This is a genomic window from Pseudomonas sp. HD6515, assembly GCF_024971855.1.
In the GTDB taxonomy this organism is placed as follows: Bacteria; Pseudomonadota; Gammaproteobacteria; order Pseudomonadales; family Pseudomonadaceae; genus Aquipseudomonas; species Aquipseudomonas alloputida.
The window spans coordinates 5458400-5471866 of the sequence record NZ_CP079827.1 but is presented as its reverse complement, the minus strand read 5'-3'; the positions used below and the strand labels follow the sequence as shown (position 1 = coordinate 5471866).

5 protein-coding genes and 1 pseudogene are annotated in these 13467 nt (G+C 56.8%); 2 read left to right on the top strand and 4 right to left on the bottom strand.

The window, feature by feature from the left end; translation table 11 throughout:
* Window positions 1-73: 73 nt before the first annotated feature.
* The 4 genes and pseudogenes from KW568_RS25250 to KW568_RS25235 all read right to left on the bottom strand — a co-directional run.
* Entirely contained in the window at window positions 74-2419 is a 2346-nt protein-coding gene (locus tag KW568_RS25250) for a dynamin family protein (protein ID WP_103091545.1), read from the bottom strand.
* Window positions 2416-4659: a dynamin family protein gene (locus KW568_RS25245; RefSeq protein ID WP_103091546.1), complete on the bottom strand. Its 2244-nt coding sequence runs from the start codon at window positions 4657-4659 to the stop codon at window positions 2416-2418. The genes KW568_RS25250 and KW568_RS25245 overlap by 4 nt, the downstream gene beginning before the upstream one ends.
* Before the next feature lie 13 nt (window positions 4660-4672).
* Window positions 4673-6379 carry a dynamin family protein gene (locus KW568_RS25240; RefSeq protein WP_103091547.1) on the bottom strand — a complete coding sequence of 569 codons (1707 nt, stop codon included), beginning with the start codon at window positions 6377-6379 and terminating at the stop codon, window positions 4673-4675.
* 683 nt (window positions 6380-7062) lie between these two features.
* Window positions 7063-7224, bottom strand: a pseudogene (locus KW568_RS25235) (WYL domain-containing protein); the annotation flags it as partial.
* 255 nt (window positions 7225-7479) lie between these two features.
* Between KW568_RS25235 and KW568_RS25230 the strand changes: the two are divergent.
* Window positions 7480-10365 carry an SNF2-related protein gene (locus KW568_RS25230; protein WP_103091548.1) on the top strand — a complete coding sequence of 962 codons (2886 nt, stop codon included), beginning with the start codon at window positions 7480-7482 and terminating at the stop codon, window positions 10363-10365.
* Window positions 10350-13448, top strand: coding sequence for a TrlF family AAA-like ATPase (locus KW568_RS25225; protein ID WP_409077980.1), 3099 nt, complete (start codon window positions 10350-10352; stop codon window positions 13446-13448). Before KW568_RS25230 ends, KW568_RS25225 begins: the two co-directional genes overlap by 16 nt.
* Window positions 13449-13467 lie beyond the last annotated feature (19 nt).

The following is a 13467-nucleotide window of genomic DNA, read 5'->3' as shown; positions in this document are numbered from 1 at the left end:
GGGTTCAGCGCCCTGGCCAGCAACGGCCTGCCAGCAAGCAGGCCTGGGTTAGTAACACGCTGTGTGCCGGCGTTTAGCGGCGTATTCGAGTGCGAAGGAAGTCATCAGACTCGACAGAGGTTCTGGTACGAACGAGTTCGCAAACCTCCAGGGCTTTTCGAGCGGCCAGCTTGAGCGTTCGACGAAGGCCTTCGCATTCATCAACGAGTTTTTCCAGCCCGGAAGAATCGAACATTTGCTCAGAGATGGGGAATGCTCGATCAATTCTGTCAAACAGCGCCGTTCCGCCTATTTCCAGCGCATCGAGCTTGAACGCATTGAACTCGCCCTTGCGGCCTTCCAGTTGCGCAATATCGGCCTGGATGGCCTGCTTGTAGGCATCGAATACGGTATCGAGCTTGCTGTTAACCTTGCCGACTACATCCACTTTTCGGTTGATCGAGCGCAGGAACTGCTCGAACGTCAGGCCGCTGGAGGGGTAGTCTTTCTTGCGCGTGGACGAATAGGCGCACATGCCGGCGTACTCGATACCCGCGAAACTCAGGTCGTCGGCTACTTGCTCCATGATCTCAAGAATATCGTCCTGAGACTTCACATCCGCCTTGTTCAACACGATATACAGCGACTCTGCGCGGAACGGCGTGGACTCGATGAACTCGATGTCGGACTGGTCGATGGTCCCGGCCGGGTCAAGGCCGATGACCCAGACCAGCGCCGAGGCCTGATTGACCAGGGAGGCTGCAGTGCTACGGTCGGAGGCCGCGGCCCCACCCGTGGTACCCGGGTTGTAGCCGGGCGTATCGATGATGCACAGGTTGCCGAACAGCTCCGGGTCCATGGGAACCTTGACACTGATGAAGGGCAGGATGCGCCGCAGGTCGAAGCCGAAGGCCTGAACATACTCGTGGCACATCGACGCGTACAGGCTGGGCTCCAGGTCGATGGCCCCACCGTTATACGAATAACCCTTGATCCGGGTTTCTTCAGAGCACACCACGTAGCTGGGGACCACGGTCACCGGGTTGATGCCGGTCGCCAACTTCACGCTCGGGTTACGGATGAAGCTGTTGACGAACGCCGACTTTCCGCTGCTGAAACCACCCGCAATGCTCAGGATGGTTTTGCCGGCAATGCTCGGGAAGTTGTTCAGCATCTGCATCTCGGTGAGGATCGCCTGCATGTCGAGCACTGCTTGGGCTTCACCGGCCAACGACGATTCTCGGCTGGCGAACTCCATGTAGTCGTGGTTGATCAGGTCGGCGAATTTGGCCAGCTCTTCATTACCGGGCGGTTGCTGGGCCAGGACTTTGCTCACCAGGGAAAATTTCTCGGTTAGCGACAGGTGCTGCTTGTTGATGTCGGCGTAGTTGTCTTCCAGGTGCTGCTGGGAGGCCTTCAGTTGTTCGGTCAGGCTTTCCAGTAGGTCGACGTTCTGCTCCGTGGAAATCAACTGGTTCTTATGTTCCTCCAGGTACGTCTCCAGCTCGGCAATTTGTGCCAGCGCCTGTGCCTTGCGTTCCTCTAGCTCGGCCGCATTGGCTCGCTCTGTCTGCAACTGGGTTGTTAGCGCTTCATTGTCCGACTCCAGCGAGTCGATCTGTACAGCCTGCCCGGTGCACTGTTCGGCCAGCTGCTGTTTGGCGTCGTTCAGTGCTTCGATCTGCTGTTGCGCGTCCGAGAGGGTGTGCCCAAGTTCAGCGATGCGCTGTTCTTTTTCCGCCAGCGCCTGCTTGCGATCTGCTAGCTGCTGTTGAAGGGTGGTGATCTCGGCAAGCGCCTGGTCCTTGCGTGCTTCCAACTCTGCCGTATTGGCCTGTTCTGCCTGCAACTGGTCGCTGAGCGTCTCATTGCGCGACTCCAGCGTGCGGATCTGCTCAGTCTGCTCGGCGCACTGCTCGGTCAACCGCTGTTTGACGTTGTTCAGCGCTTCGATCTGCTGTCGAGTATCGGCCAGGGTGTGCTGGAGCTCCTGAATGCAACGCTCTTTGTCGACAAGCTCCTGCTTGTGATCGGCAAGGTGCTCTTCGAGCCCTGCGATCTGGGCCATGGCCTGAGCCTGCCGCTCTTCCAGATCCTTGGCGTACGCCTTGGCCTGGGCCAGTGCGAGCATAGCCTTCTGGAGCTTGCCCTTCTCCTGCGTTAACGCTTCGGAGGTCGAGGCCAAATTGGCTGTTTCAAGCTGCAACGCATCGACTAGCGAGCCGTTGCGCGATTTTAGCTCGCCGATTTCGTCATTCTGGCCCGCGCACAGCGCGGACAATTGCTGATTGGTGCTGAACAAAGTGTCGAGCTGGCACTGGGCATCATCCAGGTGGCCCTGAAGTTCAACTGCCAGTTTCTTGCGTTTGAACTGCCAGAAGCGGGACAGCGAATCCAGCGTCGAGCGTGCCTGTTCATGAATGGCTGGCGGGTTGCTCACAGGGTGACCTCTTCGGCCTTGCGTGCCAGGCGTTCAAGCCGGTCAATGGTTTGAGCCGCGTTGTCGACTTGATCCTTGAGCACATTGATCCGGCGTTGAATCTCATCGACGAAGGAGTTGGAGATGGTGGAAGGCGCGTTGCGTTCAACATCGTTGATGAACGAACTGATCTTGCTTTTGACCTTGCTACCCAACGAGCCGATGAAGTCATCGGCGGCATCCTTGAAACGTTCGGCCTCGTAGCCCTTGAGCGTGCCGTTGCTTTTCAGGGTGTCAGGCAATGGAATGCCCAAATCAAAGTCATCGTCAGGAATCGATTGAATGATCGAAAGAATCGCGAGCTTGATCATTTGCGCATTGGCATCCTGTTCAAGCACCTCACGGATCTTGGGCGTGAGGGTCCGGGCCAGTTCTTCGTTCAGCCCGCGATGAGAGCTCTCCACCTTGGCGCCCAGCTCATCCTGGATGTCGTTCATGAACTCGTTGATGGTGGAGATGACCTGGCTACTGATGATCTTGGCGCGGACGACCGTTTTCTCGGTAGTGCCGCCGCCCCAAAGCTTGCGGGCAATCCAGCTGCCAACCCCAGGGTTGTCGACGACAACGGTTTCACTGACAGAGCCTTCCGCGTCTTTGATAGTGGACTGCGTCTCGCGAAGCAATTGCGCAGCTGTCTTGCGCATGTCGTCACGCAACTTCTGGCGGTAGTCGGCCATGGTGTATTTGAAGCTGACATCCAGTTCCAGCGAGAGATCCAGTCGCTTCGATTCCAGCGAAGCCAGTTGTTCGTCCAGCTGATCGACGTTGGCGTTCTTGATCTGGATGATCTGGTTGCGTGCCAGGGTGATGATCAGCGCCTTGAATGCCTCAAGGTTCTTTTGTTTCCGAACCATCAGGTTGGCGATTTTTTCCCGTGTGATCTCCGTTTTCTTCTCGCGCACCTGGGCAAGCATGGCGTTGATCGCGTCAATGTTTGCCAAGCTGTCCAGACTGCTCAACGACAGTGCCTGGTTGTCGCGAGTGAAGTAATCCGGGTAATCGGTGGACAGGTTGTCCCAGGTCACCTGCTCGTTCGAGTCCCAGGTTTCGGGCGTTTCGAAGCGGCGGTTGAGGCTGTGGCACAAGCCGGAGCTATGCAGCAGGTTACGGTGCACCGAACCGATCAGGTTGTCGAACACCGAGCCCACTTCCGGGCTGCTCATCTTGAGGTCTGCAAGGGTGCTCTGTGCCCGTGCCGACAGTTGGGCACGGATGGCTTCCACGGCATCGCTCAAGCGCGCGCGTTTTTCGCTGCCGTACAGTTGTGTGTCGATCTGGCTGGCCACCAGTACCAGTTCCTGAATGCCTTCCTTCTGGGTAATACGCCCCATCACCTCAAGGTCTTGCTCATTGAGGAACTGGCCGGCCGGGCTGACGATGAACACCACGTCGCAGGTTTTCAGCAATTCGACCGTGCGCTCTTCGCGCGACTGGACCGGATCGTTCATGCCGGGGGTATCGATGATGCAGATATCGCGTAGTGCCTCCAGCGGCATGGCGACATGAACCGTCTTGGTGAACGGCATGTACGTGCCGTCAGCACCGACATAGTTGTGCAGACGAGCCGCCAGCTCTTTCGGGTTACCTGCCTGAATCTCGCTGTGCAAGTGCAGGGTGGCCGCATCGAGCCCTGACCTCTTCATGCGCTGGAACTGGTCGTATGCCGCGAACAAGCCTTCTTCGCGTTGCAGTTCGCTCAAGGCTTTTTTATCGGCCATGATCGTCAGCTGCGCCATATCGAGGGGCGCGCTATTGGCTTGGGCGTTACGACGCTTCACCAGCTCTTCCAGGCATTCGCGCTTGCGCGTGGCAAGGCGTTGCTCGAACTGGTCCGATTTGAAGCGGATCGCGGCGATGTCCGTTTCGCTGTAGAACTCAACCTTGGCCTGGAACACTTCGCCCCAGGTAATGGTGGTCAGTGCAGCGGTCATGGGTGTTGCGGCCTTGGGCAGGATCGGTTCGCCATTAAAAATCAGCGCATTGAGCAGCGATGACTTTCCGGCTTTCACACGACCAACAATACCGATGTTCATCAGCCGGTTCTGGTCCTGCAACGTCTGGCACGCTTGCGCGAGCTGTTGCGGTTGGTCGATGCCGTTCAGCCGCTTGAACTGCTCGATTTCGCGCTCAAACAGGTCCTGGTTGCTTGCTGCCAGCGTGTGCAGGCTTTCGCTAAAAGCGACGAGTGATTGGTAATCCATTAGGTCGTTCGCCTTACTTGTAGAGGTGTTCGTTTGCAGCGGCTTTTACTGCGGTGGCAAGGTTTTCCAGCACAGCAGTCTTCTCGCTGATCTGTGCTTCAAGCTGCAGGCTTTCCTGTGCAATTGAGTCGATCACATGCTTTTGCTTGGTGATCTGCTCTTCGAAACCGTCGCTGATCTTCTTCAGCATGGCGTTGAGCTGCTCGTCGATGATTGCCGGAATTTTCCCGCGCAGTTCCGCCTTGATGTTGGGGAACACTTCGCCGGTCAGCTTCTGGCGAAACTTCTCGCGCTCGTTACCGCCACCGTTAAACATCTTGAGAATTTCGGGCAAGAAGATGATCACCAGCTCTACCAGCGGATTGACCACGGTGGTGGTGACAGCGAGCACGGTAGAGAGGCTGCGGTAGAGCATGACGCCGCTGTTCTTGTCTTCCTCGGCACGATTGCTCAGGCGTGTCGACCAGTCGCTGAGCATTTCCGTGGTGCGCTCCAGCGAGAATTTGACCTTGTTGGAAAGCTCCTCGCTCCAGTTGCCGCTAATGTCCAGTACGGACATCTGGCTGCTGGTGGCACTGAGGTTGCTGGCAATCCGGTCGACCATGTTGGTGGAGATGTCCTGCACTTCAGATTTGATCGTGCTGGACAGGCTGCTGCGGATGATGTCGGAGAGTGCATTCGACAGGGCACTCGGGTTCTTGCTGCTGCCCAAGGTGACCAGCTCGTCGAGGGAGTCATTAAGCGCGTTATCCAGGCCGCGCAGGCTACGGTCGAGCATTTTTCCCGAGTAGCGATCTTTCAGGTCCGACTCGACGTCTTTGCGTTGCTCCAGCAGCTTGGCCAAGGCCTGCTCGAGTGCGCGTGCGGTTTGCTCGCTCTCGGCCTTATCCTTTTTCAGCATGCTCAGCGCCAGGTTGATCTGCGCCAGTACTTCGAAGTTCTGGTCCTTGAGGATGTCGATGAACAGGCGCGAGAACAGCACGTCAGGCTGCAATGCGGTCAGTGCATTTGTCAGTTCCTCACCACCACGGTTACCGATTGTGATGCTGCGGTAGTGCTCGCCGAAATACACCCCGAGCTGGTCGTCAATGTAGGCCTGCACGTCTTCAACCTGGTCGGCGGCGCGCAGGTTGCATTTGCTCAGCAGGAAGGTGAAATCGGTGTTGTAGGTTTTTAGCTCGTCGAGTTTGCGCAGCATCGACTGCGTAATGTTGCCGTCCTCGATGCTGGTCAGCACCACGAAGTGCACACCGCGCGGCAGGTAGTAAGCAATGGCCTTATTGTGGTTTTCCAGCGATGAGCCAAATCCCGGCATGTCGACCAGCACCAGGGGCGCAATGGCTTTCAACGCCTCGCTGTCGAGGTACAGGCGCAAGTGTGAAAACTCGCTGGAACGACGATTGATGGTACTCAGCGCTTCAACAGGCAGACGTTCCTGCACACCGTCGGGTTTGATTGCCAGCAGATAGGGGTCAGATGAATAACGCAGTTCTGTCGCCAGTTCAGTTTCCGGCGCAATTCCAACTGGCAAAATGTCCTGGCCCATCAGCGCGTTCAACAGCGAGCTCTTACCGGCGCTGAAGGCCCCGATTACGGGCACCACAAGCTCGGTCTCCATCACTTTTGGAAGCAATGACTGATCGAATGAAAACGCTTGGTCATTGAGCAGCACCTGCATTTTCTTCAAGTAAGTGGCGAACTCTTTCTGGCTTTCGAGCATGGTGATATTCCTTTAAGTGTTGATGGTCTGCGCGAAGACATGGCATAGGGTGCACAGAGGCTTATGCGCTGGGATATTCAAGTAATCGCTGGTCTTTCCTCGTCGTGCGAGACGGGGCCCGGCCCGAGAAGGTTACAACCGCCGTTGCCGCATTCGGGTCGCGTTCAGGGCGGTTCACGAGGTCAGTGCGTCACTGCTTGGCTCGTGGTCTTGTTACAGAAGCATTGAGTGCAATGGAAGGGGAGGGCAAAGGCATGCACACGTCCTTGTCTGTAGGGTGTTGATCGCGCATGCCCAATAACTGATGGCATATCGCTTCCCGGATGAGATTGCGTTGGGTGAAACCAATAGATCGGCGCAATCTGTTCTGCCCGCATGATGGCACTTTGATTTGGCATGGTAAACTGTCAACAAAATGCCCATATCCCGGGGGGCTTCATATGCAACGCGCTTTTTCAAGGCCTTGCGCGGAGGTGCATGATTGAAATATTTACCTGTACGCTTAACCAGTATTCGGGCGCTGCAGGTGTAACTGCAAAGCAGTAGGGATTGAACGAAAGCCGGCCAAGCTATTTTCTCGCCAATAAGCATTTGGCGAAGGCTCCATTTTTAGTGGTGGCGTATTGGCATTATTCTGGTCGCGTTTTTTGGTGATGCGCCTCGCTTGGTTATCCAGCGAACCGGTAGGTATTGATGTCTTTCGATGCCTGCTGCCGACTGATGCCAAAGCTCTGGATCAGGTGTCCCGTGGTCAGCCGGCCTCCCCACCAGGCTACGGTTTCAATCAGGCGATAGCGAAGGGCTAGGTTCCAGCGAACCTGTTCGATGGATTGCTTGCGTTTCATCCCCTCTCCATATGCTCGATTTCTTTACCTGTATAAGCCTACATTATAGACGTGTCTTTTTTTGCTACATATCGTCTTGCTGTCTACGGGGTGTTGAGCTTATGGCGGGGGGGGCATGGTTGCGTGGGATGCGGTTTCTATAGGGGCCTTGCTGTTGATAGGGGCAATCTGGCGCAGCTGTGCAAGATGGTTTGCCCGTGTGCTTACAGTTCGTGCGATGATTCACGTTATTTGAGTTGTGTTTGAAGGGATAAGATGGCTTCAGTCCGCCTTACTGAGCACCAATGTCAGTACTACGCATGGCTTCTCACCCGGCGAGCGGCTGGCGATTCGGTTGAGTCGCTTGCCTCGACGTTGGTTGACTCTCAGGTGGATCTCAATCCACATCAGGTCGATGCAGCGCTTTTTGCCTGCCGGAATCCCCTGTCACGCGGGGTGATCCTAGCTGACGAGGTGGGCCTGGGCAAAACCATCGAGGCCGGACTGGTGATCTCGCAGCGCTGGGCCGAACGGAGACGGCGCATCTTGATCATTGCTCCCGCTAATCTGCGCAAGCAGTGGCACCAAGAGTTGCAGGACAAGTTCAATCTGCAAGGTCTGATTCTGGAAGCCAAGAGCTACAACGCGCTTCGCAAGCAAGGCGTCGGAAACCCTTTCGTGTTCGCCAACGGCCCGGTGCTCTGCTCTTATCAGTTCGCCAAAGCCAAGGCGAAGGACGTCAAGGCAATTGCCTGGGATCTGGTGGTGCTGGATGAAGCGCACCGTCTGCGCAACGTCTACAAGAGTAACAACGTCATTGGCAAGACACTGAAGGACGCATTAGCCCATGTGCATTCCAAGGTGCTACTGACCGCAACTCCACTGCAGAACTCGTTGCTCGAACTGTACGGGCTGGTGAGTATGATCGATGATCGGGTTTTCGGTGATGTCGACAGCTTCCGCGCCCAGTTCGTCAATACCGACAGGGCGCAGGCCTTTGGCGGTTTGCGGCAGCGCCTGGGCAGCATCTGCAAGCGCACTCTACGTCGTCAAGTGCAGCAGTACGTTCCCTACACAGCAAGACGGGCGATTGTTCAGGAGTTCGCCCCCAGTCAAGAGGAGCGCGAGTTGTCTGGTTTGGTGGCCGACTATCTGCGCCGCCCGAACCTCAACGCCCTACCCGAAGGTCAGCGACAACTGATTTCCCTGGTGCTCTGGAAACTTTTGGCGTCTTCGACTCACGCGATCGCCGGTGCGCTGGATACCATGGCAAGACGCCTGCAGGGCAACCTCGACAAGGCGTCTGAAGTCATCGATCTCACCCAGACCCTGGATGAAGACTACGAAGGCCTCGATGAGCTGGCCGATGAAAGTGAAAAGGAGCTGGACGGCGAAGATGTCGTGATTCTGACCGCTGGCGAGCGTGATGCCATCGCCGCTGAAATCGCCGAGCTGCAGCAGTTCAAGAATCTGGCCACCAGCATCCGCGAGAACGCCAAGGGCAAGGCGCTGCTGATCGCCCTGGAGCGTGCCTTTGCCGAGCTCGAACGCCTCGACGCCGCACGCAAGGCCATCATCTTCACCGAGTCGCGGCGTACCCAGGACTACCTGCTGTCGTTGCTGGCCGACACGCCCTATGGCGACGGCATCGTGCTGTTCAATGGCACCAACACCGATGCCACGGCCCAGCGCATCTACAAGGACTGGCTGCAGCGTCACGCCGGTAGTGATCGCATCACCGGCTCCAAGACCGCCGATACCCGCGCCGCGCTGGTCGAGCACTTCAAGGAGCGCGGCACCATCATGATCGCCACCGAAGCGGGGGCGGAAGGTATCAACCTGCAGTTCTGCTCGCTGGTGATCAACTACGACCTGCCCTGGAACCCGCAGCGCATCGAGCAGCGCATCGGCCGCTGCCACCGCTACGGCCAAAAGCACGATGTGGTGGTGGTGAACTTCGTCGACCGCAGCAACGAGGCGGATGCACGGGTCTACGAACTGCTGGCCGAGAAATTCCAGCTGTTCGAGGGCGTATTCGGCGCAAGCGACGAGGTACTGGGCTCCATCGGCTCCGGTGTCGACTTCGAGCGCCGTATTGCTGATATCTACCAGAACTGCCGTGATCCTGAAGAGATCAAGCGCAGCTTCGAGCTGTTGCAGTTGCAACTGTCCGGGGAAATCAGCGAGGCAATGGTCAAGACCCGCCAGGTATTGCTGGAGAACTTCGACGAAGAGGTGCAGGACAAGCTGCGCATCCGTGCCGAAGACAGCAGTTCCACTCGCAACCGCTTCGAGCGCCTGCTGCTCGACCTGACCCGCGTCGAACTCGACGACCATGCACACTTCGATGGCGACAGCTTCGAGCTGCACAGGCTGCCGGCCGGCAATGCTGCAGGTATTGCCTTGGGGCGTTATGAACTGCCGCGCCGTGGCGGTGAGTCGCATTTGTATCGTCTAGGCCACCCACTGGCAGTCTGGGTAATCGACCAGGCCAAAAACCGTCAGCTCGATTGGCAACCAGCGCCAAGACTGATACTCGACTACGCCGCCTATGGTACTCGGATCAGCACCCTAGAGCCTCTGCGTGGCCAGCACGGATGGCTGATTTTGAAGCTGTTCTCCGTCGAGGCGCTGGGCAACCTGGAGCAGCATCTGGTGGTTTCCGCTGTCACCGCTGGCGGGCAGGCGCTGCCTGAGGATGATCCGGAGAAGCTGCTGCGCTTGCCGGCACACCTGGAGCAGAGCGAGTCCGCCGCAGAAGGAGCGGTACTGCTGGCCAACGACCTAGAGCAGCGCAAGAATCAGCTGTTGCGCGAGATCAACCAGCGCAACATGGGCTACTTCGAGCAGGAGGTCGCCAAGCTCGATGCCTGGGCTGACGACCTCAAGCTGGGATTGGAGCAGGAAATCAAGGCGATTGATGGTGAGATCAAAGAGCTGCGCCGAATCGCGGCAACCGCGGCGACGCTGGAGGAAAAACTCGGCTACCAGAAACAGCAGCGCGAACTGGAAGGCAAGCGCAGTAAGCTGCGCCGCGAGCTATTTGCCCGCCAGGATGAGATCGAGGAAGAGCGCAACGCGCTGATCGATCAGTTGGAGGCTCAACTCAAGCAGCATGTCGTGGAGCAGACGCTGTTTACCGTGGAATGGGAGTTACTTTGATGTCAAATAGGGAAATGGCTCGTGGTTCGGTTTGGCGCCAGTGGGATCTACATGTACACACGCCAGCCTCATTCCATTGGTTCGGTAAAAAGTTCAGGGACTGTGCTGACGCCAACGAACGGCGTGACCTCGTCGATCAAATGATCGACGCGCTGAACAAGGCCGAGCCAGCTGTCTTTGCCATAATGGATTATTGGACCTTTGATGGCTGGCTTGCTCTCAAATCAAGGCTCAGTGAGAACGGCGCCCCAACCCTGCACAAGAAGGTCTTTCCGGGTATCGAGCTCCGCTTGGCCGCTCCGATGAAGGGGCGGCTCAACGCTCACGTCCTGTTCTCTGATGAGATTGAGGATCAGGCGCTGCTCGACTTCAAGCAGGCCCTGACGATCGAGCTGGTAAACCGCCCCTTGTCAGACTCAGCCCTTATGGACGCCGCGCGCGAGGCGGGGGCGGACAAACTGAAGACCCACGGATTCGACAAAGCCGACGTGGTTGCGTCCGACGATAAGGCCTTGCTTGCTGGCGCCGTCGTCGCCGAAGTCAACCCGGATTCCTACAGGTCAGCAGTTTCCAAAGTCAAGCAGGGACAGGCCATCGGATTCATGCCCTTTGACACTAATGATGGATTGGCTGAAGTGAAGTGGCACGAGCATTACGCCTACGCCATGGGCCTCTTCCAAAGCTCCCCCATTTTCGAATCGAGAAACGTCGATTTGCATGCAGCCTTTGCTGGTTTGAGGACCGCCGGCAATGCGAAATACTTTGACAACTTCCACAGTGCACTGAAAGAGACTCCTCGGCTGGCCGTGTCTGGCAGCGACGCTCATTGCTTCGTCGGTGTCCCAGGAGATAACAACAAGCGGGGCTATGGCGACTTCCCCTCTGGGAAGAAAACATGGATCAAGGCCGATCCTACGTTCCGAGGACTCAAGCAAGTGATTCTTGAGCCGGCGAAGCGATCCTTCATTGGCGAAAAGCCGCCCAAGGTCCAAGAAGTCGAGTCCAACAAGACCCTCTACATCGAGTCGATTGAGATCACAAAAACAGGAGATAAGGCCGGCGTCGGGCAGTGGCTGCACGGCTGTGACATCCCGCTGAACCCCGATCTTGTTGCCGTTATTGGGAACAAGGGTAGCGGTAAGAGCGCTTTGGCCGATGTCATCGCGACACTCGGCAATTCCAAACAGTCCAAGCACTTCAGCTTCTTGAAGAAGGATCGCTTTTGGGGCAAGACCGGTGAGCCCGCACGCCACTTTACAGGGGCACTTACTTGGCGAGACGAAAGCACCGAGTTCAGGCCTCTGAATGAGTCACCTTCAGAGGAGAAGGCCGAGCTTGTTCGCTACATCCCGCAGGGCTATTTCGAAGAGCTCTGCAATGAGCACGTATCAGGTAAGTCGAACGCATTTGAGAAGGAGCTGAGATCGGTGATCTTCTCCCATGCAAGTGAAGAAATGAGGCTGGGAGCGCTCGACTTCGATCAGCTGACCGAGCAACAGGAGCAGTCGCTCAGGAATCAATTGGGTGAGTACCGTAAGGAGCTTGCTTCGGCCAACGCAGCTATCGTGCGTATTGAGGAGCAGCTTCAACCTTTAGAGCTGAAGAAACTCACTGATCTGCTCCTGCTGAAGGGCAAGCAGATCGAGGAACACGACAAGCTTAAGCCAGCGGAGGTCGCGGCGCCTAACGAGGCCATGAGTCCCGAGCAAAAGCAAGCTGCTGATGGTTTGATGGTAGCCAGTCAGCAGCTGGAAGGCGCCAGGAAGCGCAGCCAAGAGATCGCTGGCGAGACCACCGAGCTCGCCAAACGCCAAAAAGCCATAGGGAACATTCGCGAGCAGTTGAGATTGCTTCAACGCGCTTTCGATCAAGCCGAGAAAGCTGTCGCTGATGATCTCAATCTGCTTGGGTTCACTTGGTCCGATCTTGCTGCCGTCGACATCAAGATGGTCGTCCTCGACAACAGGACGACCGAGCTGGCGACGAAGCAAAGCGAGTTGAAGGTTGAGTCCGAAAAGCTGACTGAAGACCTGACGACCTACTCCGCGACACAGCAGAGCTTTACCGCCAAGCTGAATGCGCCGCAACAACAATATGAGGCCTACCAGCGCCAGCTTGCGGAATGGAGCTCGAAGCGCGATGAGCTCATCGGCTCAATCACCGAGCCTGAGACCAAGGTCGGGTTGGAAACCAGGATCGAGCAGCTCAAGGAGCTTCCGCAGCAACTCAAGGATTTGGAAGCGGGGCGTTTGCAGTTGTGCGGGGAAATTTTCGACACCCTAGATGCACAACGGCGCGCGCGCGCGGAGCTGTTCAAACCGGTACAGGACCTGATTCAGAAGAATGTCCTGATACGCGAGGACTACAGGCTGCAGTTCCAGGCAACGCTGGCAGCATCTGCCGATGCCATCGCCGACCAATTGTTTGCGCTGATCAAGCAGACTTCAGGTGACTTCCGTGGGCAAGATGAGGCGCTCTCGACCATCCGAAGACTTTTCGATTGCCACGACCTGAACACCAAAGATGGAACGCTAATCTTCATTACCTCCTTGCAAGAGAAGGTCTTGGCAGCGGCTAAAGCCTCCGGTTCGGATGCCGGGATATTCAGCTTGCTGAAGAAGGGGCAGCCGGCTACGGCTGTCTATGACCTCATCTTCGGCTTGAATTTTCTTGAGCCTCGCTACTCACTGCTCTTCCAGGATACGCAGATCGAGCAACTGTCCCCTGGTCAACGTGGCGCGCTCTTGCTGATCTTCTACTTGCTGGTGGACAAGGGAAAGACGCCCATCATCCTCGATCAGCCGGAGGAGAACCTTGACAACGAGACGGTGTTCCGTCTGCTCGTTCCCGTTCTTTCGGAAGCCAAGAAGCAGCGGCAGATCATCATGGTCACGCACAACCCCAATCTGGCAGTTGTGTGCGACGCAGAGCAAATCATCCACGCAAGATTCGACCGTGCGTTGGACTCCACTATCCGCTACGAGTCGGGAGCTATTGAGAGTACGGGGCTGAACGAAGCTGTTGTGACCATCCTTGAAGGGACGAAGCCCGCATTCGAGAACCGCTACGGGAAATACCATTGATATGGCAGCACTAGAACCA